General features: G+C 58.1%; 18 protein-coding genes. 5 read left to right on the top strand and 13 right to left on the bottom strand.

Translation table 11 applies throughout. The features are described from left to right. Positions 1-150: 150 nt before the first annotated feature. From ACONT6_RS04815 to ACONT6_RS04790, 6 genes are all read right to left on the bottom strand, one after another. Positions 151-1,137, bottom strand: coding sequence for an alpha-L-glutamate ligase-like protein (locus tag ACONT6_RS04815; protein ID WP_428820660.1), 987 nt, complete (start codon positions 1,135-1,137; stop codon positions 151-153). Continuing rightward, entirely contained in the window at positions 1,137-2,669 is a 1,533-nt protein-coding gene (locus ACONT6_RS04810) for an inactive transglutaminase family protein (protein WP_428820659.1), read from the bottom strand. Before ACONT6_RS04810 ends, ACONT6_RS04815 begins: the two co-directional genes overlap by 1 nt. A 107-nt stretch (positions 2,670-2,776) precedes the next feature. Further along, the gene (locus ACONT6_RS04805; protein WP_428820658.1) at positions 2,777-3,457 is read right to left on the bottom strand and encodes a RimK/LysX family protein; all 681 of its coding nucleotides are present in this window, start codon (positions 3,455-3,457) and stop codon (positions 2,777-2,779) included. Positions 3,458-3,648: 191 nt separating this feature from the next. After that, complete coding sequence (locus ACONT6_RS04800) at positions 3,649-3,975, bottom strand: YqcC family protein (RefSeq protein WP_428820657.1); 327 nt, start codon at positions 3,973-3,975, stop codon at positions 3,649-3,651. A 14-nt stretch (positions 3,976-3,989) separates the two neighbouring features. Continuing rightward, entirely contained in the window at positions 3,990-6,161 is a 2,172-nt protein-coding gene (gene dinG / locus ACONT6_RS04795) for an ATP-dependent DNA helicase DinG (protein WP_428820656.1), read from the bottom strand. A 276-nt stretch (positions 6,162-6,437) separates the two neighbouring features. Next, the gene (locus tag ACONT6_RS04790) at positions 6,438-7,613 is read right to left on the bottom strand and encodes a 1-acyl-sn-glycerol-3-phosphate acyltransferase (RefSeq protein ID WP_428820655.1); all 1,176 of its coding nucleotides are present in this window, start codon (positions 7,611-7,613) and stop codon (positions 6,438-6,440) included. Positions 7,614-8,026: 413 nt separating this feature from the next. On the opposite strand from ACONT6_RS04790, the gene nhaC reads away from it, so the two are divergent. The 3 genes from nhaC to pgi all read left to right on the top strand — a co-directional run bounded on the left by nhaC (position 8,027) and on the right by pgi (position 13,238). Beyond that, the gene (gene nhaC, locus ACONT6_RS04785; protein ID WP_428821476.1) at positions 8,027-9,469 is read left to right on the top strand and encodes a Na+/H+ antiporter NhaC; all 1,443 of its coding nucleotides are present in this window, start codon (positions 8,027-8,029) and stop codon (positions 9,467-9,469) included. A 102-nt stretch (positions 9,470-9,571) separates the two neighbouring features. Continuing rightward, the gene (locus ACONT6_RS04780; RefSeq protein WP_428820654.1) at positions 9,572-10,672 is read left to right on the top strand and encodes a DUF3549 family protein; all 1,101 of its coding nucleotides are present in this window, start codon (positions 9,572-9,574) and stop codon (positions 10,670-10,672) included. A gap of 952 nt (positions 10,673-11,624) precedes the next feature. Beyond that, complete coding sequence (pgi, locus tag ACONT6_RS04775; RefSeq protein ID WP_428820653.1) at positions 11,625-13,238, top strand: glucose-6-phosphate isomerase; 1,614 nt, start codon at positions 11,625-11,627, stop codon at positions 13,236-13,238. A gap of 92 nt (positions 13,239-13,330) precedes the next feature. Here pgi and ACONT6_RS04770 read toward each other — a convergent pair whose 3' ends face one another. The 6 genes from ACONT6_RS04770 to ACONT6_RS04745 form a co-directional block, all read right to left on the bottom strand. Next, on the bottom strand, positions 13,331-14,092 hold the full coding sequence (locus ACONT6_RS04770; protein ID WP_428820652.1) for a slipin family protein: 762 nt from the start codon (positions 14,090-14,092) through the stop codon (positions 13,331-13,333). 20 nt (positions 14,093-14,112) lie between these two features. Beyond that, a complete protein-coding gene (locus ACONT6_RS04765; RefSeq protein WP_428820651.1) occupies positions 14,113-15,543 on the bottom strand; it encodes an NfeD family protein in 1,431 nt (476 codons plus the stop codon). A gap of 110 nt (positions 15,544-15,653) precedes the next feature. Further along, positions 15,654-17,330 (bottom strand): lysophospholipid acyltransferase family protein, encoded by a 1,677-nt coding sequence (locus tag ACONT6_RS04760; RefSeq protein WP_428820650.1) that lies wholly within the window; start codon positions 17,328-17,330, stop codon positions 15,654-15,656. Further along, positions 17,327-18,118, bottom strand: coding sequence for a UDP-2,3-diacylglucosamine diphosphatase (locus ACONT6_RS04755; RefSeq protein ID WP_428820649.1), 792 nt, complete (start codon positions 18,116-18,118; stop codon positions 17,327-17,329). The genes ACONT6_RS04760 and ACONT6_RS04755 overlap by 4 nt, the downstream gene beginning before the upstream one ends. 153 nt (positions 18,119-18,271) lie before the next feature. Then, positions 18,272-19,090, bottom strand: coding sequence for a hypothetical protein (locus ACONT6_RS04750; protein ID WP_428820648.1), 819 nt, complete (start codon positions 19,088-19,090; stop codon positions 18,272-18,274). Continuing rightward, positions 19,090-20,463, bottom strand: a complete 1,374-nt coding sequence (locus ACONT6_RS04745) for a hypothetical protein (protein ID WP_428820647.1) — start codon at positions 20,461-20,463, stop codon at positions 19,090-19,092. Before ACONT6_RS04745 ends, ACONT6_RS04750 begins: the two co-directional genes overlap by 1 nt. A gap of 391 nt (positions 20,464-20,854) precedes the next feature. Between ACONT6_RS04745 and ACONT6_RS04740 the strand changes: the two genes are divergently transcribed. Further along, positions 20,855-21,799 (top strand): collagenase, encoded by a 945-nt coding sequence (locus tag ACONT6_RS04740; RefSeq protein WP_428820646.1) that lies wholly within the window; start codon positions 20,855-20,857, stop codon positions 21,797-21,799. Between the two features lie 69 nt (positions 21,800-21,868). Here the strand turns inward: ACONT6_RS04740 and ACONT6_RS04735 are convergent, their stop codons facing one another. Continuing rightward, positions 21,869-22,201, bottom strand: a complete 333-nt coding sequence (locus tag ACONT6_RS04735; protein ID WP_181253806.1) for a DUF1820 family protein — start codon at positions 22,199-22,201, stop codon at positions 21,869-21,871. A gap of 204 nt (positions 22,202-22,405) precedes the next feature. Here ACONT6_RS04735 and miaB point away from each other — a divergent pair, with 204 nt between their 5' ends. Beyond that, positions 22,406-23,785 (top strand): tRNA (N6-isopentenyl adenosine(37)-C2)-methylthiotransferase MiaB, encoded by a 1,380-nt coding sequence (gene miaB / locus ACONT6_RS04730; protein WP_181253807.1) that lies wholly within the window; start codon positions 22,406-22,408, stop codon positions 23,783-23,785. The last annotated feature ends 346 nt before the right edge of the window (positions 23,786-24,131 follow it).

Genomic DNA, 24,131 nt, shown 5'->3' with positions numbered 1-24,131 from the left:
ACGAATCAGGATATTCGAAATTGATTCATAAGCAGCGTGAAACTGGCACCTTTTCCACCAGCCACGCACTACATCCTACAGGCAAAAAAATGGCGAGCCCGTGGCTCGCCATTTTTATATTCACACCAAATACGTAAAGACTGATAAGACCTAATCCAGTGGGCTCGCTGAGAAATAATCCATGGAGTAAGCCACCCGCTCCTCCACATTCTTTTCCAGCTGTTCCAGATCCATCTTTTCAATATGTTCCAGCCGCGTACGCAGACCAACGCCATTGGCAATCTGGATTGCGAGGCCGGGGCGCGCATTCGCCTCCAGCAGCAGCGGGCCGCGTTTGCGGTCGAGCACGATATCACAGCCCAGATAGCCGAGACCGGTCATTTCGTAGCAGCTGGCCGCCAGCCGCACCAGTTCCTGCCAGCCCGGCACCACCAGATCGGAAAATGGCATTTCCGTATCGGGATGCTTGTCGATTCGAATGCCCCGCTGCACCGCATGGCAGGATTTACCCGTCGCAAGATCCACCCCCACACCGACAGCGCCCTGGTGCAGATTGGCTTTGCCATCGGAATCGTGGGTGGAACAGCGCAGCATGGCCATCACCGGAAAACCGCGGAACACGATCACACGGATATCCGGCACCCCCTCAAAGGAGTACTTGTCGAAAACCGGATCGAAATCCACCAGCGCCTCGATCATCACCCGGTCCGGCTTGCCGCCCAGACTGTAAAGGCCACTGTGGATATTGCTGACATGGCGCTGGATATCCAGCGCAGTGACTTTGCTGCCAGAGGGTTTCAGGTATTCATCACCATCGCGCCCGACAATCACCAGGATTCCCTTACCACCGGAGCCCCTGGCGGGCTTGATCACAAACTTTTCCAGCGGTTCGATGACTTCCATCACGCGCGTGCGGCTGGGCTGGGTCTCGAAGGCGGCAATCAGCTCGGGCACCGGAATACGGTAGCGCTTGGCCTGGCGTTTGGTATTGAGCTTGTCATCGACGATGGGATATTTATCGCGATCGTTGTAGCGCGCAATGTAATGCACATTGCGCGCGTTCATACCCAACACGCCAAGCCTGCGCAGTTGGAAGGGCGAAACCAGCCCGCCACGTAAGAAAGACGGAAGCTGCATCAGCGCACCAGCTGGCGGAACCGCGCCAGTTCACCGAGCCGGAATCCGGTGTAGTTGCCGACAATCATGATGAAGCCCAGCAATACCAGCAGCAGTTCCGGGAAGTTGAAGGTCCAGTGCTCGATATAGCGGTTAGTCATCACCCACCAGGCGAGGACGGCAACCAGCAGGCTGCCTCCAGCCTGTATCACTACTTCATAAGGGCCATCCTCTTCCCACACGATGGACATACGCTCGATGGTCCAGGCGAGAATGATCATGGGGAAGAAGGTGACGGTCAGCGCCTGCTCGATACCGAGCTTGTAGCTCACCACACTGATCGCCCCCATCAGGATCACCACCGTCACCACGACGGCGGCGATCCTCGCCACAAGGAGCAGGTTGAGCCTGCTGAGATAAAAACGGATCCACAGGCCCAGGATCAGGATCAGTACAAAAATGGCGAGACCGGTAAACAGCTGGGTTTCGATAAAGGCGATGGCGAGCAGTACCGGCATAAAGGTGCCAGAAGTCCGCAGTCCCACAAACACCCGCAACAGCACTACCACCAGCGCCCCGACCGGCACCAGCAGGATCAACTTGAAGATGCTCTGCTGCTCGATGGGCAGGCTGTAAATAGAGAAATCCACCAGGGCTTCTTTTTCCTGGCTGGTACTCAGCATGGCCACATCCCGCGCCGGTACATCGTTGGAGATTACCGAGAAAGTCACCCCGGAATCGCGTCCGCCCTCGACGTCCAGCAGGCTCTTGCCGCCGCGCTGCCAGATAAAGAAGTTCTTGGGTACACCGGGGGATCCACTGAGGGGCTCGAACACCACCCAGCGCTTGCCATCGTAGATTTCCAGCAGGTCTTCCGGGTCCAGACGGCGGCGATCATCTTCCAGGTACAGGCCGCGAATCCGGTGCGCGGGAATTTCCGCCGCTGCCAGTACCAGCAGCGCCACATCCACAAACGAGCGGTCTTTGTAATAACCGAAGATCAGGTTCCGGTCCTGGTTGCGGTTATCCCCCAGGGCCGTGAGCAGTTCTGAAGTAAAGGTGCGGGTGTCGGAGGAGCGTTCGCGCGCGGTGCCGACCAGCGAGAAGATTGCCTGGCGTACGGCTTCCTGCTCGCGCGCGCCCAACAGTGGCGGTACCACTTGGGTACTCAGGTCCAGTGGCTGCTCCAGAGCCGCGCCCGGGGTCTGGTGCACATCCAGCTGATAGAACAGCGACTGCCCGCCAGAGGCTTGGCGCTTGGCCCACACGGCCCGGTATTCGTCATCCTCGCGGATGACGTTGAAACCGTAGCCGGATGAACTGAAGGTTTCCCCCAGCACTTCCATATTGCGCTGGGCGCGGGGCAGCGTGAGCGCCGCCTTGGCCGGACCGCCGTCGGCATTGAAGCGCACCTTGGCCTCGATGGTCCACACGGTGCGGTACTCCCCCGGCAGTAGCGGGAAGCCCAGCTCGACGTTTTTGTAGATGGTGAGGCCGGCGCCCATCAGAGCGAGTAGCGCGGCGAGAATATAGACCTGAGCCCGTGGCGACATTCGCCATTTCCCCAATTAATGATTGTAAGTAGCTTTTGGCCACCTATTTTTGCCGGTTACTGGAGGATCTGCCAGTGACCGGCCCACATTTTCACGTTTCGGAGGAATTATTTACTGAAGGAAGGGAGCTTTGGCTTGCCCTGAACCTGCTTGCGGCTGACATCCACCACTGCCGCATCTTTGAGGAAGTTGCGCCCCACCAGAAGCGGGAACTCGAATTCACCGCGCTCCACCAGGTTCACTTCCACCATATGGGTAACTTCACCCACGGTGAGGCTCATATCCACAATCGGGCGACGCTGACGGTCGAACCCGGGACGGGCAACCCGCACATGGCGCTTGATCGGCAATTCGATTTTTTTCGGCTCGGCATCACTACCATCGCCGAGCTTGAAGCGCACCCATTCATTACCATCCCGCTCGAAGCGGGTCAGTTCCAGCACGCTGAGGGAACAGGTGGCTGCACCGGTATCCACCAGGGCGAGCAGGCGAATATCACCCGGCTCCACAGTAAAGAACTCTTCCGAGCCGAGGACCAGCTTGTCTTTGGCTACGGGAACTTCGACAACCTTTTCAAAGTTGCGCTCGATCACCCGCTCCACCACTTTGACTTCAGGCTCCGCGCACACCACGGTTTCCGCGGGCGGGCACTGGCTAGGCTCCAGGGGTGTTTCGGCGGGCGGCTGAGGCTCGGCAACCGGGCTCTGGGGACCGGCAGAGGAGAAGCTCTCACAACCGGCGAGCAGCTGAACGGCCAATAACAGGCAAATTGAAGGCAAAAACCGCATCTGTTTTATTACTACCTTAGGGGCGGGAAACCAGCCCCGCGCGCTGTTTTTTTAAGTAATCCTGGCGGTATCTCGGTCGGGCAGTCCATGTTCGCCCGAATTTTTAAAGCACGGATATTACCCTATACGCCGGACGACTGCACCGACTGCAGGATAAAATGACGTGCTACAACGGATTAACAGCGGCGCCCTCAGCCCCGCTCCAGCCGCTTATCGATATCCAGCAGCTTGCGGGTAAGGCCAGCGATGGGCAGATCGGTGCCTCGAAAATACTCTTCCGCCATGGGAGCAATACCACATTTGCCCGGCAGCGGCTGCTCCAACTCCACCAACTGGCTCATACGCGGCAGAAATACAAATTGCAGCCACTGGGGCAACGTCAGGGTATCGACACAGAACGGCTGGGTACTGGCCAGCGCCTCCTCAGACGGCGGTTCCGCGTCCCACAACTCCACGGCACGCATTTCCGCTTCCAGTTCCAGCAACAGGGTGGCGATATCGGGATAAATCGACTTCATAGGTTCCAACAAGTTCAATTGATCATGCGCCGGAAGGGCGGCAGTGAATCCAGCATGGCACGTCCGTAACGCTTGGTGACGATCCGCCGGTCAAGCAGGGTAATCACACCGCTATCCCGTTCCGTACGCAACAGGCGCCCGCAGGCCTGCACCAGTTTGAGCGCGGCATCGGGCACGGTAATCTGCATAAACGCATTGCCGCCCTTGGCCTCGATCCACTCGGCCAGCGCGGCCTCGATGGGATCATCCGGCACCGCAAAGGGTAATTTGGCAATCACCACCTGGCGACAGTAGTCCCCGGGCAGATCCAGCCCTTCGGCAAAACTGGCGAGGCCAAACAGGACACTGTGCCCACCGCTGTCGACGCTCTTCTTATGACTATCCAGCAGCTGCTGGCGGGACTGCTGCCCCTGCATCAAAATGCGATTGCGCCAGGTGCCCGGCAGAGATTCATACACGGTTTCCATCTGTCGGCGGGAGGCAAACAGCACCAGAGCACCACCACCGCCGTCCTCGCCGTTGTCGCTCAGCAGACCTGGTAGTGCGGCTATCACCGCATCCGTGTGCAGGTCTGCATTGTTGGCTTCCACTGCATCCTTCGGCACCCGCAGCTCCGCGCGGGAGAAATCAAACGGGCTGGGTACTATCTCGTAGCTGGCGTTGTCCGGGGTACCGGCGCGCATTTTCAGGCGGTCAAAGCGCCCCAGTGCGGTGAGGGTGGCCGAGGTCAGCACGGCACCGTAGCAGCGTCGCCACAGGCTGTACTCGAGGGTCTTGCCTGCCAGGATCGGCGAGCTGCACACCTCAAAATCAAACGAACCGCCCCAGTCCACCAGAGTGACCCAGCGCGCCTGAGGCACCGAGCCCTGATCCTCGCGCGAATAGTTGGCCCAGAGTTCCAGGTTGGCTTCGGCGCGGCCATGCCAGCTGCCCAGCACTGGATACCAGCGCTCCAGGTCGACAATAGGTACCGGACTGTGGGCGTCTTCCATCATACGCTGGGCCACCTGCACCATCTTGCCCAGCAGCACTTCCATCTCGTCGAAATCTTCTCGCAGCTGGTCGGCCAGCTGCATCAGGGATTCCGGCACCACGCCGCCCTCAAAGCGGTGACGGGCACTGCGCCCGGGGCCAGAACCACCGCCGCGACGGTCTTCATCGAACTCACACAGGTCTTCCAGCAAAGGCCAGGCCATCTCGAGCTTCTGCTTGGCGGCGGTAAACAGCGCCGGCAGCTCTTCCCCTGCCCGATCCAGCTCTGCGCCGTCGCCGATCTCGCCCAGCAGCTGACTGAGGTTCTTGTTCGCCTGATCCAGCCAACCGGTAGTGGCGCCGACGCGGCTGTGGTGGGCAAAGTGATTCAGGGCTTTGTCCGGCAGGTGGTGGGCCTCGTCGAGCACATAGATGGAGTCTTCCGGTGCCGGCAGGATCGCGCCGCCGCCCAGGGCGAGGTCCGCCAGCAACAGATCGTGATTGGCGACAATAACCCGACTTTTGCCCAGGCTCTCGCGGGCGCGGAAGAAGCTGCAGGTGCTCACGTGGGGGCAGCGGCGGCCGCTGCACTGGCGATGATCGGTGGTGACCCGGCTCCAGTCTTCGCCCTCGATGGTGTCTTTCCAGTTGTCCCGGTCCCCGTCCCAGCTGCCGGTGGCAAGCTGGTCGGCCATTTCCCGGTACAGTTTGATACCGACATCGTCCACCTGGGGCTTTTCGTCCTCGTAGAGGGCCATGGAGGCGCCGACACCACTGGAGGTAAGCTCGGTGAGCAGCTGATCCAGCTTGGACAGACACAGATAGCGCCCGCGCCCCTTGGCGAGGGAGACTTCAAACTTGAGCCCCGAATGCCGGATCAGTTCCGGCAGGTCTTTGTTGATGATCTGTTCCTGCAGGGCCACCGTGGCGGTGGAGACGACGAGGGTTTTGTCGTGGGCAATGGCCATGGGAATGGCGGCGAGCAGGTAGGAGACGGTTTTACCGGTACCGGTACCCGCTTCAACCACACAGATGTGTTGCCCGTCGGTCTTGCCGTGGTCTCGCTCGCCGGCGCCGTTGCGCTCGATTCCGCCGAGGGCACGGGCGATGGCTGCAATCATCAGTTTCTGGCCGTAGCGGGCCTTGAGATCGCGGCCGTTGAGGAACTGACGGTAGGCGTTCTGGATGGATTCTTTGTCTTTTTCGCTGAGCACTGGGGACCGGCTGGATTCGCATTGAGGGTTAAATCAGCCGGCCATTATCCACGCTTGCTCAGGGTTTAGCCAACCCGGATTCTATGCGCCTCGGATATTCCCGCCTCGGTGGCGGCGAAGCGCTGGGTATTCGTTTTCGAAAGCGTCGGCGACATGGACGTCGCCGACGCAGCGTACAGGGATGTATTTACAGTGGTTTCGAAAACGAATACCCAGTGCCCGACCGCCACCAGGCGCGGAACAGAGCACCCGCTCTCGACACAAGATCAGCAATCGTTACTGCTCGTAAGCCAACCGGGAAACCACCGGATTGGCATACCCCTGAATGGCCTTGTCTCGCCAGCGCTCGTCGATGGCCGCCATACGCTGCTCGAATTTCTCGCGAATTTCCTGATGCTCGTCCGGATGCCAGGGCTTGGCCGGATAGCCTACCGGCAACTGCGGAGCCTCACCGTAGATCATCTGGTAAGCAATCAGATTGGTGGGATGCAACACGTAATTGCCGATAACCTGGCGATCGATCTCATCCGCCAGCGCAGTGACATCGTTAAAATCTTTCTCGATCGGAGTACCGAATGCTGCGTGGACGTGCCCTTTCTGGCCGACAACCCCCTTGGCGATGCTGCCAAGGTCCTCGTGGGCCTCTTTCTGGTACTCGTCCTGATGCTCCGTGATATACAGCTCACGGGCCTTGTAGCGATCACAGGGATCCCACTCGTAGGAGATAGAGAGCGGCACAATGTGCAGCTCGCGCCAGAAATCCGCAAAAGCCTGCTCTTTGGGCTTGGCCATACCAAACATCGCCGCCAGCGCCGGATTGGTGCGATCGCGGCCGTCTTTGGCTCGGCCCGCGCGCTGGGCAATCCACACGTGTTCGTTCTCGTTCACGATCGAGTGATGGATATAACGGGATAGCGTGGTCGCCGCCATCAGCTTCTCGCGGCGGCTGCCGGAGCTGCGCTTCACCACGAAACACTTGTTCAGTTTCATGATGTCGGTGGCAAATTGCTTGGACAGCAGGTTGTCACCAATGGCGATACGGGAGGTCTCGTGGCCTTCCTTGTACATGGCGAGAATTGCCAGCGCCGGGTCCATGGCGATGTCCCGGTGGTTACTGACGAACAGGCAGGCGCGATCTTTGGGCAGGGTATCCAGACCGGAGATGGAAAGGCCGCAGCTGGTGCGATTGACCGCCTTCTCCAGATACTTGGCAATTACGTCCTGTACCCCGCGCACATTGTTGGCGTTGCGGAACTCAAAACGCACCAGTTGGCGCACCAGCCAGGCGAGCGGGCGCTCAAGCTTACCGGCCATGCCGGGCAACAGAAAGTGTGCCACCACACGGGACATTTCGGGGTCTTCCACCAGACGGCGCAGCGCCGGGCGGACCTCGTCGTCCCGATAGGGGCGGATGTCTTCGAATTGACTAGTGTCCAGATTTCTCGCATTCATGGAATTCAACTACCTGCCAACCCCAGCGCGCGATCTCTGCGGTCGCTGCGCTCTGGCTTTTTCTTATAGTGGCCCAGATGCCGTCATAAAGAGGCGGCTGTGGGCGAAACCGGCGCAGAACATACCGGATGCAGGGAAGAACTGCCAGCACCAAGACGGACCCGGCAGTTATCCCGTGGCGCCAGCCCCCTCCTTCCGGCGCCTATAGACATCTACGGGCCCCGCCCCGAGAATAGGGCGCTTTGCGTCGCACATAACAAAAATCTGACCCGGCAGCCCGGCCAAAAGCGGGGCCGCCCCACTTAGGTCAAACTTTGGCCGGACAATAGGAGAGCACCTTGAGCCAGACCAGTTCCAGCAATGCCAGCGAGTCTCACCCGCAAGACCCGCAGCAGTCGCACCGCACCCCCAGCCTGCTGGATGCACTGATCCCCTTACTGATACTCATCGCCCTACTCTCTCTCTCCGTATTTTTCTATGGCGCCGACTCCTCGTACGGTCCCAACCAGATCGCCCTGCTGTTGTGTGCGGGTGTCGCCGCCCTGGTGGGTATGAAAAACGGATTCACCTGGAAGGAAATGGAAGGCGGCATGCTGCACGGCATCGGCCTGGTGTTCGGCGCCATCCTGATCCTTCTCGCCGTCGGCGCGCTGATCGGCAGCTGGATTCTCGCGGGCACCGTCCCCTCAATGATCTACTACGGGGTCCAGATTCTGTCTCCCCAGTGGTTCTACGCGGCCAGCTGTATCATCTGCGCAATCGTCGGCCTGAGTATCGGTTCCAGCTGGACCACTGCCGGCACCCTGGGCGTGGCCCTGATGGGAATTGCCGGTGCACTGGGACTTAATCCGGCGATTACCGCAGGTGCGGTCATTTCCGGCGCCTACTTTGGCGACAAAATGTCCCCCCTGTCCGACACTACCAATGTGGCAGCCGCGGTAACCTCCAACGACCTGTTCCTGCATATTCGTCATATGCTCTGGACCACCATCCCCGCGTTTACCATCGCGCTGGTGATCTTCGCAGCAATCGGTCTTAGTACTGATACGGGCCAGGCCTCCGCGGAAGATATCCAGCAGCTGCTGGGTGCCCTGCAGGCCGAGTTCAATATTTCCATCATCAGCATGGTGCCCCTGGCACTGCTGCTATTTATGGCGTGGAAGAAAATTCCCGCCTACCCGACACTGATTATCGGTTCCCTGGTGGGCTGCTTGATCGCGATCATCTTCGAACCCAATGCCACCCGTCAGCTCGCCGGCGGCGAGGGCACCCTGAGCCTGCTGAAGGGCGCCTGGCACAGCCTGTTCGATGGCTACAAATCCACGTCCAGTAATGAGGCGGTCGCCTCGCTGCTCTCCAAGGGTGGCATGAGCAGCATGCTCAACACCATCTGGCTGATCATTTCCGCCATGGCGTTTGGCGGCGTGATGGAGCGCGCGGGCTTCCTCGAGCGCATCGTCAACTGGGCGCTGTCCGGCGTGAAGACCGTGGGTGGCCTGATCACCTCTACTGTATTTACCTGCTTCGGCATGAACGCCGCTGCCGGCGACCAGTACATGGCGATCATCATTCCCGGACGCATGTTCCGCGAGGCTTTCGAGAACAAGGGACTGCACGGCCTGAACCTGTCTCGTACCCTGGAAGACTCGGGCACCATCACCTCCGTGCTGATCCCTTGGAATACCTGTGGTGCTTATATGAGCGCGACCCTGGGTATTGCCACGTTCACTTATGCCCCCTTCGCCCTGTTCAACATCATCTGCCCCCTGCTTGCCATCGCCTATGGCTGGCTGCACTTCAAGCAGATGCCGCTGGGCAAGCAGGTGCAACTGCCGGTGGCTGAGGCGCGCGGATAACCCCCCCCCTCACCGCACTATTTCCCGCAGTACCGGGCGAAGCGTTCCTCGCGCTTCGCCCACACCGTGTAATATTTCTCTTTTATCAAGAACATCTGCCCCGTGAACCAGAAGCCCCCCGTTTCCGAATCCCAGCCCGGCTCACAGCCGGCATCCACGCTCTCCGACTTGATAGCGTCCGCGGACTTTAACCTGCGCTGGTTTGACGTCGGTCGCCGAATCCAGCCAGTGAGCAAAAAAGCCGCTCAAGCGTTTGAAGAAGGCGCGGCCCCATGGCCACACCCGTATCTTCGCCAGGCCTGGTGCGGCCTGCTGCTGTGGCCAGCGGATGAGACTGCGGGCGGCGATCCGGTAGTGTGGTTCCTGCGCCTGCCGTTGGATGAGCAGGGCAAACTGCTGCTGCCCATTCGCGACCGTTTCCTGAAACAACTGCAACAGGCGCTGTATCCGGAGGGCAACGGGGAAAAGGATCCGGCCAAATACCTGCAACAGGCATTGGAAGACAGCGGGCTGGTATTCACCCCGCCTGAAGAAAAGCGCGCAGTATTCCACGCCAAGGCCGCTAAACAGCTAAAGCGGCCTGCCAGTGACCACTACCCAGCAGCCCAGGCCTACGCCAAAGATCCGGCGTCATTTCCCTGGGATCAGCTCGCCCTGCAGGGCATTGCTGACCTCGCAGTGCGCTGGGAAGAACAGCGAGACCGGCTCGCGGGGAGCATCCCGCGTTTCGCAGCACCGGCGCTGATCCCCCTGTGCCAGTGCCTGGAGAGTGAAGCCATTGACCACCATCTGGCGGAACCGCTGATCCTGCGTGCGGAACAGGTACTCGCTGGCGGCGCCACCGAGCAGAATGGCCTGAACCTGGTTACCGCAGTAATTCGCGGCCTGTCCCACAGTATCGCCACCGGTATGCGCCAACAGTTTCTGTTGCGGCTACTGCAAAGTGATGCCGCCACCAACGGTGAAGTGCTCGCAGCCATCGGCAGTCGCTGTAGTGAAGACCTTCTGGTTCCAGAGCTGGCACAGCTCTGGCTGGAAAATCTCAGCGCCAGCCAGCCCCAGCAGACCTTTAATCTGCTGCTCACCGACCTGCTGTTCCTCCCCCAGTTGCGCAACGTGCTGCTGGGCGTATTGCGCAATCCGGAGCGAAAAGAGTCCGTCGCGCACGCATTTGGCGAATTCCTGCAGCCCAGCGGAAACTAAGTAGAGCAACATTCACGCGCCAAAGTTCTCCCCCTTCTACCCTGTATTCGCAGCGCGCATAAAAATATGCGCGCAATTCATCGAGTTTGTAACAGGTCACGGCGTCGTTTTATCGCAGCTTTGGCGCACGATGCAGCGTATTTTTTCGGCTGGGAAGGAAAAAGAATTCTTTTTCACACCGCGAAAAATAATTCTTGTCCTCTCTGCAGTGAACCCGGGCGCAATTTGGCGGATAACCCCTTAAATTCAGGCTTACACGCGCGACAAACTGGCGGCCGTTTTATCCTGAATTCACCTCTGGCGGCTATTTTAACCGCACGCCTATTACACTCCATTGGGCGGTATGTTTGTAGAAAAGATTTTTACAAAGCACACCAAACAGGTGACGTTTTATTGTCTATGCTATTGACTAACATCAACGGAAAGGAGTTAGGGGATGAATTTCACTCCAGCCAAGTACTTAACCGGAATTATATGTGCACTGGTCCTCGCAGGTTGTTGTGCACCGGCTCCGATGCCGGCCGCCTGCCCTCCGGGCTCAGAACAAATTCCGACTTCCATGGCCTGTCCTGCGGACGCGGATTGCTGGATGGCATCCGATAATGTGCGCTGTATGAAAGTGGTTAAATAATCACTCTCGTACCAGGTTCATGCAAATGCCGCTTTTCGAAGCGGCATTTTGCATTTCTGGCCTCCCCATAATTACGCCTTACCCACCACTTCTTTCAAACCACCCTCCAACGACTAACCGATCTCCTGATTATCAGGTACCCCTCAGGTACACCCCCAAGATTCCCCCGCCTTAAAAAAGTGCACGATTACACGATGATGTTGCCTTCTTGTGCCCTGTTGCCGCGCCCGCAGCATTCCCCTCTCGAATTGGCCCAACGGGGCAAATGCCGTTAATATTTGCGCCTACACCCTTCTTTTTGAAAGCGAAGAATTATTGATCATGGATGCTCTTCCCCTGTCTGCCGCCATCTCCAAACTGCAACAGCACAAAGACCAGCAGCGCTGGTCACTGCGAGACTTGTTTGCAGCCACTCCCGACCGGGCACAGGCATTCAGCGCCGAAGTTGCGGGGGTTTACCTCGACTACAGCAAAAACCTGCTGAGTGCAGAGACCCTGCAGTTACTGCTCGCATATACCGATACTGCCGAACTGAAAAGTGGTATTGAGGCGCTGTTTTCAGGAGCTCCCATCAATAACACCGAGCATCGCCCCGCTCTGCACACAGCGCTGCGCTTTCAGGGCGAGCCCAAGACCGAACACGAGCAGGCAGTAGCAGACTGCCGTGAGCAGATGGAAAAGTTCGCCGCACAGGTCCACGACGGCGGCTGGACCGGCTTTACCGGCAAGCGCATTCGCCATGTGGTAAACATCGGCATTGGTGGCTCCGACCTGGGTCCACGCATGGTATGCGAGGCACTGCGCCCCTGGCACAAAGATGACCTCAAGGTGCACTTTGTCGCCAACATCGACGGTGCCGACCTGAGCGATACCATTGCCTCCCTGCCCGCTGACGAGACTTTGTTCATCGTCGCCTCCAAGTCCTTCTCGACCCTGGAAACCCGCCAGAACGCACTCTCAGCGCGTCAGTGGGTGCTCGACGCAGGCTGTGCAAAATCCGACCTGGAAAAACACTTTGTGGCCGTGAGCAGCAATATTGTGGCGGCGCAGGATTTCGGCATCGCTGCGCAGAATATTTTCCCCATGTGGGACTGGGTTGGCGGCCGCTATTCCCTGTGGTCCGCCATTGGCCTGCCCATCGCCCTGGCTTGCGGCTTTGACGTCTACAGCGATCTTCTGAAAGGCGCCAACGCCATGGATACCCACTTCACAGAAGCGGAGTTTGCACAGAACCTGCCGGTGTTGATGGCGCTGATCCACTTCTGGTACCGCCAGTGCTGGGGGGCCGGCAGCCTCGCGGTACTTCCGTACGCACAGCGCCTGGCAAAATTCCCGGCGTGGCTGCAACAGTTGGATATGGAGAGTCTGGGTAAAAGCGTGACCCGCGATGCCCAACCGCTACCCTATCCGAGTGGCAGCGTGATCTGGGGTGCCGAGGGCAGTAATGGCCAGCATTCCTTCCACCAGCTGTTGCACCAGGGCACGGATATGATTCCGGCGGATTTTGTGGCGATTAAACAGCCTACGTCGGAGCTCGAGGAGCAACACCAGTGGCTGCTTTCCTGCTGCCTGAGCCAGAGCCAGGCGCTGTTGCGTGGCAAATCACTCGCCGAGGCCCGCAAGGAGCTGGAGGCCTCTGGACACACGCACAAGGAAGTCCACCAGCTAGCGCCGCACAAGGTGATCCCGGGCAACCGCCCAAGTAATACCCTGGTTTTGGAGAAGCTGGATCCCTTCCATCTGGGCAGCCTGCTGGCGCTGTATGAACACAAGGTATTCACCTTCGGCTGCCTGCTGGATATCAATCCTTTTGATCAGTGGGGCGTGGAACTGGGCAAGGTACTCGGCAACGCGGTACACGATGCGATCGAGGGTGAGATTCCCGCGGATTGGGATGGGTCTACTGCACACCTGATGAAACTGCTTCTTAAATAAACACGAGTTTGGTGGCAATCATTGAGGTCACTCGGTGGCGGCAAAGCCATTACCTTTGCCGCCACCCAATCATCTAACCGGAACAACCATACTCAATCAATCTTCCGAGCCTGCTGCTCCAACAACGGCTTGATCAAGTCCATCGGCAGCGGGAACACAATCGTGGAATTTTGTTCCCCAGCAATATCAATCAACGTCTGCATATAACGCAACGTAATCGCATTCGAGTTTTTGGACAGCTGATCCGCGGCCTCGGTAAGCTTTGCCGCCGCCTGGGCTTCCCCCTCTGCATGAATCACCTTCGCCCGCCGCGAACGCTCTGCCTCGGCCTGCTGGGCAATGGCGCGGATCATGCTCTCATCCAGGTCGATATGCTTGATCTCGACATTGGTAACCTTCACGCCCCAGGCATCGGTCTGCTCATCGAGGATCTTCTGGATATCCACATTGAGCTTGTCCCGCTCGGAAAGCATCTCATCCAGCTCGTGCTTACCCAGCACTGAACGCAAGGTCGTCTGCGACAACTGACTCACCGCCTCGTGATAGTTTTCCACATTGATAATCGCTGACTGTGGATCAATTACCCGGTAATACACAACGGCGTTTACCTTTACCGAAACATTGTCCCGACTGATCACATCTTGTGTAGGCACATCCATCACCACCGTGCGCAAATCCACACGCTCCATGGTCTGGATGATGGGAATGATAATGATCAGACCCGGGCCCTTTACCGCCTGGAAGCGCCCCAGGAAAAACACCACCGCACGCTCATACTCACGCAGCACGCGGATGGCATACATCACCAGCAATACAACCGCCAGCGCTAATAGACTCGCAAAATAGCTCACCATAAACCTGCTCCCGTTCGTCCCTATTCCGGTTGTACCTGCAACACCAATCCTTGCTCCGCCACGACCTGCACCAGCTGTCCTTCCGTCAGCAAGTTGTCGCAGTGGGCACTCCAGATTTCTCCATCGATTTTCACCAGTAATCTGGGCTCAACTTCTGTAACCACCGCGGTTCGCCCCACCATCGCCTGATTAGCGGCAATCTTAGGCTTACGCAGGCTGCTGCCTACCGCGTACAGAATCCCGAGCAGAGCCAGGCCACTGACACCAGCAATACCGCCAATCAAACCCTTGGACACCTGCATGCCCGGCACATCGCTGTCTATCAACAGCACGGAGCCAATGACCAGAGCCACTACCCCACCAATACCCAGTGCGCCAAAGCTCGGCACAAACAGTTCCGCGGCAATCAGCAGTGCGCCGACCACAATCAATGCCAACCCCGCATAGTTGACCGGCAAAACCTGTAGCGCGTAAAACGCGAGCAGCAGGCAAATAACACCAACCACGCCCGGCACAATGGCCCCCGGGCTGTAGCCCTCGAAAATCAGGCCGTAAATACCGACCAACAACAGGATGTAGGCCACCTGGGGATTGGTGATCAGGGATAGCAGTTCGTTACGCCAGTCCGGCTCGTAGGCCACTACTGGAAGCCTTGTGGTTTCTGCGGCGATTTGCTGCTTTCCCGAGGCCATCACCACCTCGCGACCCGCCAACTGCGCAAGCAATTGCTGCTGGTTGTCCGCCACCACATCGATCACATTTTCCGCCAGCGCCTCTTTCGCCGTCAGGGTTGCCGCATCGCGCACCGCTTTTTCTGCCCAGTCGGCATTGCGATTGTGGCGGTTGGCCAGTCCACGGATATAGGCCACCGAATCGTTGATGACTTTACGCTCCATCGCAGTGCCGCCCTGCTTTTCGGGTTCGCTCTCCCCGTCCGTATCCGCAGAGTCCGCCGGCTCGGCCTCTTGTGACGTCTTCTCCGGTTTCTGCCCCGGCGGCTTTTGCGGCTCCTGCTGTCCGGGCATACCACCAATCTGCACCGGTGTAGCGGCGCCCAGTGTGGTTGAGGACGTCATGGCGGCCACATGGCTGGCGTAAAGAATATAGGTGCCGGCGCTGGCAGCGCGGGCGCCTGCGGGCGTGACGTAGGTTACATAAGGAATATCGGAAGCGAGAATATGCTGGATAATATCGCGAGTCGCGGCATCCAGGCCGCCCGGCGTATCCATGTTCACAACAAACAGACGTGCGCCATTTTCGCGGGCGGTTTCACTGGTGCGAACCAGATAATCCGTGGTGGCCGGCCCAATGGGACCATTGATGGAAAGTTCCGCAATATGCGGACTGTTTTCTGGCGTTTCGGATTCCTGAGTAAAACCACACAACGGCGTAACCTGCGCCACCAAAAGCAGCAGGTAAACGAATACTCCTTTCGACAACCGCTTGTTCATAACCATTATCCCGGGTGCGAAAGAGGGAAAGGAGATACAAGCGTAACAGAACAAAACTAGGTTAAAGGGATTGAGCCGCCGGATACACGTGCGTCGTCAAATTGCCGCCATTAACCTTGCGCAAAATACCGTCGCGCAAACCTGGGATCCATTTTCTCCAGATCTACCACCACCAGGCCATCCACCGAATCGCAGAAATCCGGGTCGATATTGAATGCGTGGAAGCTGGTACCGCCGGGAGTGGTTACGGCGGTGTATTTCTTGAAAAGCGGGGGCAAGACTACGCCCTCTTCTTTCAGAACCTGCTTCAACTGCAGCATATCGTTAGTGGCACTGCCGGTAAGCTCCGGCAGATCATCGCGGGCTTCAATAAATGGCAGGCGCGCGTTGCCCATGGGTTGCCGGGTAGCAAAGTGGTGCAGGAAGTAACGCACAATGGCGGACTTTGCCCGGCGGGAAAAGTTGCCGGGCATGGATACCGGACCAAACAGGTAGCGGCGGTTGTTGCGTAGAATCCACTGGCCGATCCCACCCCACAGCAAATCCAACCCGCGGCTGCGCCAGTATTCCGGCAGTAGAAAGCTACGCCCCAGTTCCGCTGAGGCCGGCAGGCACTCTTCCGGTGCGCGGGAATAATTGAACAGGGTGGTGCTGTAGATTTTGTCCGCAGTCAGACCATCGGTACTCACCAGGCGATAAGCACCGGCCAGTTGCTGGCGCTCCCTGTCCCACAACAGCAGATGGTCGTACCAGGCATCAAACGCATCCCAGTCGCGACTATTACCAGTGCCCTCCCCTACTGCGCGAAAGGCGATTTCCCGCAGGCGCGATAGCTCGCGCATTACCGGGCAATCGGATTGCTGGCGGTAGAGTTTTACCTCAAATTCACCCTGTGCCACCAGGGTCTCGCAGCTCGCCAGTATGGCGGCGACCTCGGAGGCGACTTCTGCACCGGCAATGGGGTCCGGCGCCAGCCCCTGCGGGTTTTTATGCAGTCGGTAAACCTGCTTTTTCCACAGCTTGGCCTGGGCACGCGGCGCCATAGGCCAATCGCGGTAGTGCTCCGGCGTTACCGGCGTACCGATGCGGATGTCGATGCCTTTGCGCACCTGTTTGAACATCTCCCGGATCAACCACAGGGTCGACAGCGGCTTGTTCACCATGGACAGGCCGTACCACCACAGGGAGTTTCTGCCGCGCACCTGCACCGGCAAAATGGGTGCATTGGTCTTGTCGGCAAAGCGAATAAACCCCGGGTTCCAGCGGCCGTCGCGCACCCCCTGAGGGGTAAGGCGAGAGACTTCACCGGCGGGAAAGACAATGATGACACCGCCGGTACGCAGATGACGGTATATTCCGTCCACATCCTCACGGCGGGTGCGCCCATTGAAGTTATCCACTGGCAACAAGTAGCTTCGCAGTGGTTCGATATTCCACAGCAGCTGGCTGGCCACCGCTTTTACATCCTTGCGAACCCGCGCCACCATGTCGATCAGAGCAAGGCCGTCGAGACTGCCCAGAGGGTGGTTGGAAACGATCACCAACGGCCCTTCCGTGGGAATCCGCTCCAGTTCCGCCAGATTGACGTCGTAGTGAAAATCAAACGAGCGGAACACCTGGCGGATAAAGTCGAGCCCGCCCAGGTGGGGGAATTCGCGGCCGAACTGCTGCAGTTGCTGTTCGCAACAGATCTTCTTGACCGTGGCCGAAACCAGACGCCGCGCCGGGCTTCCCGGGGCCGCACTGTACCAGGGGTTTTTCTGTAACAGGCTTTCCAGTTGGATCATGCGGCTACCGCCTCTGTCATGATGCGAGCAAGTTTGGGCGTGCGATGCCAGTGCAGGATATTCAGCGCCCCGCTTTTTTCTTCCACAACCGCGGTCATCGAATCCACCCAGTCCCCGCAGTTGGCGTAAGTGACCGCACTGTCCTGCACCGCGCTGTGTCGGATACCCGCACGGTGGATATGTCCACAGATGACGCCGTCAAAACCCCGTCTGCCGGTCTCGCGAATCGCCACTTCTTCGAACTTGTTCATCATACGGCGCGCCGCATTTACGCGGTTCTTTACATGGTTGGCGAGGGACCACCAGGGCTTGTCGAAGCGGCTCCGCCAGTAATTGATCCAGCGATTGAAGCGCAGCATCAGGTAATAGCTCTGATCACCAATGTGGTAACTGACTGGATTGATCTGGATGTGGTGTTCGAACTGGTCGCCGTGGGTTACCCAGTAGCGTTTGCCGTCCGCGGCGGTGTGGGTCCACTCCCGCTCCACACGAATATTGCCCAGGCGCTTGCCCGCCCAGCTGCGCATGGGGGCATCGTGATTGCCGGGGACGTAAATAACTTCGGGGGTATTGCAGCTGATTTCAGAAAGCATGCTGAGTAGCAGACTAGAGGCGTGACACCAGCTGCCTTTGCCCTGGGAGAGCGCTTTCATATCGAAGATATCGCCCACCAGATACACCGTATCCGCCGAATTCTGGGCGAGGAAATCCGCCAGCCGTTGCGGCTCGCTGTCCCGACTGCCCAGGTGAACATCGGAAATCCACAGTGCGCGATAGCGGTTACTCATTGGCAAGTCCCATCATAGGTTGCGGCCATGTTGATGGGGGAAACTTTGCTTGAGTTTTTTTACAAAGCGACGGCTGTTTCTTGAAGCTTCTGTGTCAGGCGGGCGCTGGAGAGGAAGCCGGTGACATTCCCCAGGAAAATGGGGAACCAGATTCTAATCCCGCACCCGCTGTATCCGCTCCAGACGGGAAACACTGCCCAGGTAGTCCTGCCAGCTCGCCTCCAGTTCCGCAGTCTGGTAGCGCTGGTATTTTTCCCGGTCCAGCCAGAACACACGGGTTTGGGCCCGGCGCAGATCGATCAGAGGCAACTGATCGATGGCCGCCGAGCCCCGCTTGAAGACGGAGCCGGCCCGGGAGTTCTGGATCATATCGCTGACGATGGTGAGGTGAACATTCTCCGCTGCGGGGTCGAAGTGATTCAGCGCGGCTACATCAGAAAGCGCCTCGTAGATCGGTGAGACCGGCTGCTCGCCGGCGGAAACTGCACGCGCAATGGCGAGGTCAAGCGGCTGCTCAAACCGCTCTCGATAGAGTGCCTGCACAAATTGCTGGTTCGCGGTCAGCGCACTGACATCCTCACCTGCATGTGGCTTGCACAGGTCCACTACAGGTTCAGACAGGCCGTTGTAGTGATCATCCAATACAAAGATGGAGAAACGATCATTCACTGCCGCTGATGCCAGCAAGCCGGAAAGGTGCGTATCCAGGAAATGGGTCTGGTGGGGTGAGAGCGTATCGGAAGCGTCGATCACCACAATATGCTGGGCGAACCGCGGCAGGTGCGGATTGCACAGGGTTACCTTGTCGTAATCCCGCTCCGGGGCCCGCACAACCTGCAGGGTGAAAATACCAAGCGCCACCAGGGCTGCAGCGCACAGGGAAAAAACGGCAATGCCCTTTTTATCCTCACCGGAAAGCCCGCGGCGCCGTCCCGATGTGCGGCGCTTGCGCGCGCGACTCCAAAGTGTCATTACGCCCTCCGCAGGCCGTAATCCAGCTCGAGCTTGTCCACCAGGGTAGCGAGTGACTCCTGTGCTGATTCACAGCGTGCATTCACCGTATCAATCGCCCCGGTGTACACCTCGTCCAGTTCATCCATCAACGCTTCAAAGGCGGCAAGGTCTCGCTGGTGCTGTTCCAGCCCGGTGGTATTCAGGCGCGGCAGCTTGTCCAGTTCAAATCGCAAAAGCTCGCCAAAATACGCCGCGCGCCGGTTCAGCATACGCGCGGAGTAGGACTGGTAGTAGCGGATCAACTCATCCAGCAACCCCTGTGCCTTAACGATATCTTCGTGGTAGTGGCGATGGATTTCCTCGCTGCGCTCGATACTGGCCTTGAACTGGATAAACTGCGCGCGGATGGTTTTTTCCTTCTCCGCCAGCACTTCGTGAATATCCTCGGCGAGTTCATTGGCACCTTCGATGGCATCCTCGAAAGCTTCTCCCCAGGCTTTTTGCAGCATGCGTACCCGGCGGGTAATTGCCGTGTATCCAGGATAGCGATCATCCACCACGAAGAACTTCGCCGTGAGCAACACCAGGGCGATACCGCTCACCACCACCATTATCCAAGAATTGAAGTCCTGGATACCCAGGGGCTGACTCCAGAGGCTGGTCATTGCCAGCTGCGATGCGGTAAACGGATTTTGCTCGAGCGCCTCGCGGTAGTGCCCAACGCCCAGCACAAAGGTCACGGCTGTGGCCAGCACAGCCGTACACAACAGCATCGCTCCCGCTTTCCTCGCCAGGTTCTGGTGGAAACAGTTACGCAGGGAAAACGCCATAAACGCAGCGAAGCCGAGATTGATCAGCGAGATGATAAAGGCCTGGAAGAACCCGCCTACCAGCCCCAGATCGCTGCCTTTGGAAAGAAAAAAGGCGTTGAGCACCGTTTCCAGAATAACGATAAAGAAAATTACCGAGTGATGCAGGATCCGAGATTCCCGATATACCGCCTCGCGGGTGAGGCCATTGCGATGACGGAAGATCTCCAGGTCCATGCGCACCGCCGAGTAGTCCTGCGCGCTGCGCTTGAGCCCACTCACCAAGTTCGCCATGCGGCTACTGATCTTTTTGTCCACCAGGGCATCGGTATTTTTCAGGTCCTGGAACAACTGACGAATTTCCACTTCGCTCCGGTCGGCGAGTTCTTTATCCAGTTCATTCTGACGGTTTTCATGGACCCGGCCGATGATTTCGCGCACCACGTACGAGCGCAGGCCTTCTTCGCTCTCCGTATGGTTGCGGCGGTCGTGTTCCGGGATGCCCGCTTTCACATCGCGCTCTACGCGCTGCTCAATTTTGAGGGCCGAGATGGCGGCTTTGGTGGCCGGTATTGAAGTCATGCTGTCACCTAAAAACTTCCACTACATTTTAGGTTTGGCGTTTCCCCTACTCCCTGGCACGAAAGGCACCAGACAGAGTTCAGTCCAGTGTTGGAGAAACCCTTACTTGAGAATAGCTCTCCACTTGCCCGTTTGTTGTCGATGCGACGAAGCGTTATCCATTCGCTCAAAGAGGCGCCACAATTTCACCCATTCCTGTCATAACCTCCTTTCCACCCGACCTGCCCACCCAGCCTCGTGGCAATTCGCGCCAACCCAGAAAAAGATATTGCGCCCAAAGTAAAATTAACCCTAAGATTTAAATGCTTTGGCATGCAATAACAATCAAGGCCTGCACTCGCGCCGCAACTGGCGCCTCCTGCGAATAAACGATAACAACGGGAAAACCACCATGCTCCACTCTCGACTGATCGCCCTGACTTCACTATGCGCACTGACGGTCTCTGCCGCCGTACATGTCTCCGCTGCCGATATCGACCAGGTATTGCCGATCCAGCACAGCTGTAGCAGCACCCTCAAAATTCGCGCCCAGGATATGACCGGCAGTCAGTTAAACGCCACCTGTGCGGACCTGTCTGCGGAGGAAGCGCTCTTTCACCAGCGCCTGCAAACCAACCAGGTCCCCGTGCCCGATGACTACAACACCGACCTGCGGGTAGTGGTGTTTGACGATTACAACCAGTACGACACCTACGGCTATGACCTGTTTGGCATCAACACCAACAATGGTGGTATGTATATCGAAGGCACGCCCTCCAACCCGGGTAACCAGGCCAGCTTCTACGCCCACGAAGCCTCATGGCTGCGCCCCGAGTTTTCAATCTGGAACCTGGAGCACGAATATGTGCACTATCTGGACGGGCGCTTCGTTGCCTATGGCGGCTTCAATCACTACCCGGGCAATATGGTCTGGTGGTCCGAAGGGCTCGCTGAGTATCTATCCCTGGGCAATAATAATCCGGAGGCGGTACAGGTCGCCCGGGACCACAAACCGCGCCACCGCAAACCCAGCCTGGCGTCTGTGTTCGCGACCACCTACCGCGACAAAACCGATCAGGTATATCGCTGGAGCTACCTTGCCATCCGCTTCCTGTTCGAGCGTCACTACGATGAAGTGATCGCGATGACCAATACACTCAAGAACAACGATTTCGGCAGCTATACCGCTTACCTCAACAGCTGGGAAAGCAACTATGAAGCGGAGTACCAGAACTGGTTGAACGGACTGATCAACAGCGGGGCGAGCGGAAAGCAGAAGGACAGTAAAAAAGAGCAGATGCTGCAGAAGCATTCCATGGCCGAGGAGAAGAGACGCAGCGGCGGTAAAGAGAAGTAACCGGATACTCAGGCACAAACAGAAAAGGGCCCCGCGGGGCCCTTTTCTTATGGATGATTTAGCAAGCAGTCACTCGCTATCGCCCGGATGGCGCATGGGTGCCGGGAAGGGGAACTGGGCGATCTTGTCACCTTTTACCTCGACAATCTTGCCGGTGCCCTCTTTCTCCACCTCGTCGATCCGCACAATGCTGTGCATGGGGATATAGGAGCGCTTCACCGAGGCAAACTCGGTCTTCAGTTTCTCTTCACTCGGGTCCACAACCAGCTGCGACTTCTCACCGAACACGAACTCCTCCACCTCGATGAAACCGTACATTTCACTCTGGTAGATGGCACGGGCATAGAGCTCGTACACCTGGTTCTGGTTGTGGAAAATCACTTTGTAGATCGGGTTAGACATAGATCTCTCTGGAATGGGAAAGAATCGGCCGGGGCGGAACAGGAATACCCCGTGAATTCTAGTGTCGAATCAGTAAATTCGCGGGCCCTGCCGCGAAAAGCGCGGAAGAGTAGCATTCAAGTAGGTCGGCGTCTATGCAGCTCTTGGAGCGGCCGGTATAATGCCCCACCTTTGCAGATTGACCAAATTTTAACCAGGCGCATTATGTCTTCTGAACTGTCCGAAAAACCGGTGAAAAAGCTCTTTATCAAGACCCACGGGTGCCAGATGAACGAGTACGATTCCGCCCGTATGCGGGATCTGCTGGGCGAATCCCATCAGATGGTTCCCACTGATGACCCGGAAGAAGCGGATGTACTGCTGGTGAACACCTGTTCTATCCGTGAGAAGGCGCAGGAAAAATTGTTCCACCAGCTGGGTCGCTGGAAGCACCTGAAGGAAAAGAATCCCGAACTGGTCATCGGCGTTGGCGGCTGCGTGGCGAGCCAGGAGGGCGAAGCGATCGCCAAGCGCGCGCCCTACGTGGACCTGGTATTCGGCCCGCAGACCCTGCACCGCCTGCCGGAAATGATGGAAACCAGGAAACAGCAGAGCGGCGCCATCGTGGTGGACGTGTCCTTCCCGGAGATCGAGAAGTTCGACCGCCTGCCGCAACCGGAAGCGGACGGCGTGAGCGCGTTTGTATCCATCATGGAAGGCTGCTCCAAATACTGCACCTTCTGTGTGGTGCCTTACACCCGCGGTGAAGAAGTCAGCCGCCCGGTAGCGGATGTACTTGAAGAAGTGGCACACCTGGCTGGCCAGGGCGTGCGCGAGGTGAACCTGCTGGGCCAGAATGTGAACGCCTACCGCGCACCGGGCGAAGACGGCCAGATCGTGGACTTCGCCGAGCTGATCACCTATGTAGCGGCCATCGACGGTATCGACCGAATCCGCTACACCACGTCGCACCCGGTAGAGTTTTCCGATGCACTGATCGATGTTTACGCCGAAGTGCCGGAACTGGTGAACCATCTTCACCTGCCGGTGCAGAGCGGCTCCGACCGCATCCTGATGGCGATGAAACGCGGCCATACAGCGCTGGAATACAAGTCCAAGATCCGCCGCCTGAAGGCGATCCGCCCGGATATCTGCCTGTCTTCTGACTTTATCATCGGCTTCCCGGGGGAGACCGAGCAGGATTTCGAAGCGACCATGAAGCTGATTCAGGACGTGGGCTTTGATATCTCTTTCAGTTTCATCTATTCCGCGCGCCCGGGTACCCCGGCGGCTGACCTGCCGGACGATACCCCGGAAGAGGTGAAGAAGAAGCGTCTGCAGCTGCTTCAGCACCGCATCAACCAGCAGGCGGCGGAGATCGCGCGCCGCATGGTGGGTAACGTGGAGCGGGTTCTGGTCAGTGGTGTATCCAAAAAAGACCCGGGCCAGCTGCAGGGACGGACCGAAAACAACCGGGTGGTCAATTTCCGTTGCGACCAAATGGAACTGATCGGTAAATTTGCCGATGTATTGATTGAGGAAGCACTTCCTAACTCGCTGCGGGGCACGCTGGTGGCTTCCGAGCTGGATGGGCCGCTGAGCTGATTCGACTATCGGGGCAGCCAATTAGGTGGTTCCGTGGCGGCACTGCTGTCGGGATTCGTTTCCGGGACACGCTACAAGCACATCCCTGTGCGCTCGGACACGGCCATCCATGGCCGCGTACGGTCCCGGAAACGAATCCCGACATCAGCGCCTTAGCCTCCAAGTTAAGTTCATTCCCGCCCAACATCGGGCCGAAATTGCTGGTAATTCTGGGCTAAGGCGCTGATACCGATAGCCCTTTGTGAGACCTTCCGCGAGAGGGACCTCGCGGAAGAGCCCCCATGGATGGGTTATCGGGGGGGCGCCTAGCTCGTGTCTCACAAAGGGCTATCGGTAGCAGCGCCGC

The organism is Microbulbifer sp. MCCC 1A16149 (assembly GCF_050368945.1).
Classification (GTDB): domain Bacteria; phylum Pseudomonadota; class Gammaproteobacteria; order Pseudomonadales; family Cellvibrionaceae; genus Microbulbifer.
Note: the sequence above shows the minus strand (reverse complement) of the source record. Positions and strands in the feature narration are given on the sequence as shown.

Coding starts and splice junctions, on each gene's coding strand:
- ACONT6_RS04815 (WP_428820660.1), bottom strand. CDS start 1,137: ATGCAGCTTCCGTCTTTCTTACGTGGCGGGCTGGTTTCGCCCTTCCAA.
- ACONT6_RS04810 (WP_428820659.1), bottom strand. CDS start 2,669: ATGTCGCCACGGGCTCAGGTCTATATTCTCGCCGCGCTACTCGCTCTG.
- ACONT6_RS04805 (WP_428820658.1), bottom strand. CDS start 3,457: ATGCGGTTTTTGCCTTCAATTTGCCTGTTATTGGCCGTTCAGCTGCTC.
- ACONT6_RS04800 (WP_428820657.1), bottom strand. CDS start 3,975: ATGAAGTCGATTTATCCCGATATCGCCACCCTGTTGCTGGAACTGGAA.
- ACONT6_RS04790 (WP_428820655.1), bottom strand. CDS start 7,613: ATGAATGCGAGAAATCTGGACACTAGTCAATTCGAAGACATCCGCCCC.
- pgi (WP_428820653.1), top strand. CDS start 11,625: ATGGATGCTCTTCCCCTGTCTGCCGCCATCTCCAAACTGCAACAGCAC.
- ACONT6_RS04770 (WP_428820652.1), bottom strand. CDS start 14,092: ATGGTGAGCTATTTTGCGAGTCTATTAGCGCTGGCGGTTGTATTGCTG.
- ACONT6_RS04765 (WP_428820651.1), bottom strand. CDS start 15,543: ATGAACAAGCGGTTGTCGAAAGGAGTATTCGTTTACCTGCTGCTTTTG.
- ACONT6_RS04760 (WP_428820650.1), bottom strand. CDS start 17,330: ATGATCCAACTGGAAAGCCTGTTACAGAAAAACCCCTGGTACAGTGCG.
- ACONT6_RS04755 (WP_428820649.1), bottom strand. CDS start 18,118: ATGAGTAACCGCTATCGCGCACTGTGGATTTCCGATGTTCACCTGGGC.
- ACONT6_RS04750 (WP_428820648.1), bottom strand. CDS start 19,090: ATGACACTTTGGAGTCGCGCGCGCAAGCGCCGCACATCGGGACGGCGC.
- ACONT6_RS04745 (WP_428820647.1), bottom strand. CDS start 20,463: ATGACTTCAATACCGGCCACCAAAGCCGCCATCTCGGCCCTCAAAATT.
- ACONT6_RS04740 (WP_428820646.1), top strand. CDS start 20,855: ATGCTCCACTCTCGACTGATCGCCCTGACTTCACTATGCGCACTGACG.
- ACONT6_RS04735 (WP_181253806.1), bottom strand. CDS start 22,201: ATGTCTAACCCGATCTACAAAGTGATTTTCCACAACCAGAACCAGGTG.
- miaB (WP_181253807.1), top strand. CDS start 22,406: ATGTCTTCTGAACTGTCCGAAAAACCGGTGAAAAAGCTCTTTATCAAG.